Raw genomic sequence first — 1226 nt, 5'->3', positions numbered from 1 at the left:
AGTCACCGATACCGTGGAAACCAAATTGCAGGAAATGGCGGAGTTGGATCGCTTGCGCTCATTGTCTCGCCCAGGTTTGTCTATGGTCTTTGTTGACCTCAAAGAGAGCCTTAATTCCAAAGCACTTCCGCAGGAATGGGACTTATTGAGACGCAAAGTGGACGATGTAAAACTGCAGCTGCCTTCCAGCGCGCAGATCAGCGTAGTACAAGACGAGTTCTCTGAAGTCTACGGTATGCTTTTCTCTATCCACAGCACAGATGCTGCGCCAGAAGAGTTGCGTCGCTACGCCGAAGAGCTGCAACGCCAAATCAAAGCCGTCGACGGCATCAAAAAGATCGAGCTACACGGCGTTCAACCTCGCGTTGTACATATCGATATGCCAGACGAGCGCTTGGCTCAATATGGTTTGTCGATCGCACAAGTTTGGAACCAACTGAGCACACAAAACAGCACGTTCGAAGCGGGAAAATTCGATGCGGGTACAGAGCGTATTCGTATTGCGCAAACCAGTGAGTTTCAGTCTCTAGAAGACATTCGCAATTTAATCATCAATGGTGGCACCGGCGAGTTTGGCTCGGGGTTGATTCGTCTTGGTAACATCGCCGACATCACCATGGGTTATCAAACACCAGCATTGGCAGAAAACCGCTACAACGGAGAGCCCGCTGTCACCTTGGCGGTGAGTCCAGTTCAAGGCATTAACGTGGTGTCACTTGGCGATACGATTCAAGACATCATCGCTAACTACCAGGCAACGCTGCCGCTGGGTGTCGACATCTCGACCGTTGCTTATCAACCTGAAGAAGTACAAAAGTCTATCGACGACTTTGTTGGCAACCTGCTTGAAAGTGTCGCGATTGTTTTTGTGGTGTTGTTGGTCTTCATGGGTTTTAAGAGTGCGACCATCGTTGGCGCAAGCTTGCTCCTGACGATTTTGCTCACGCTTGTATACATGAACATCGCCAGCATCGATTTGCACCGTGTCTCGCTAGGTACGTTTATTCTCGCACTGGGCATGTTGGTGGATAACGCCATTGTGATCACCGATATGATGATCGCTAAGCTCAACAAAGGTATCGAGCGAACTCGCGCCGCGATTGATTCCGTCAAAGAAACCGCCGTGCCACTTTTAGGCGCAACTGTCATCGCGATTATGGGCGCAAGCCCAGTGTTGTTCTCCAAAACCGACTCCGCCGAGTTTGCGAGCTCTGTGTTCTACATTG

Annotated in this window: 1 protein-coding gene; it reads left to right on the top strand. The window is 50.3% G+C overall.

The window, feature by feature from the left end:
• On the top strand, window positions 1-1226 hold a 1226-nt coding region (locus tag R7Q11_RS24840; RefSeq protein WP_225466839.1), incomplete at both ends, for an efflux RND transporter permease subunit.

The sequence above is a fragment of the Vibrio sp. 970 genome (assembly GCF_033339075.1).
This window is presented reverse-complemented; position numbering and strand designations above follow the sequence as displayed.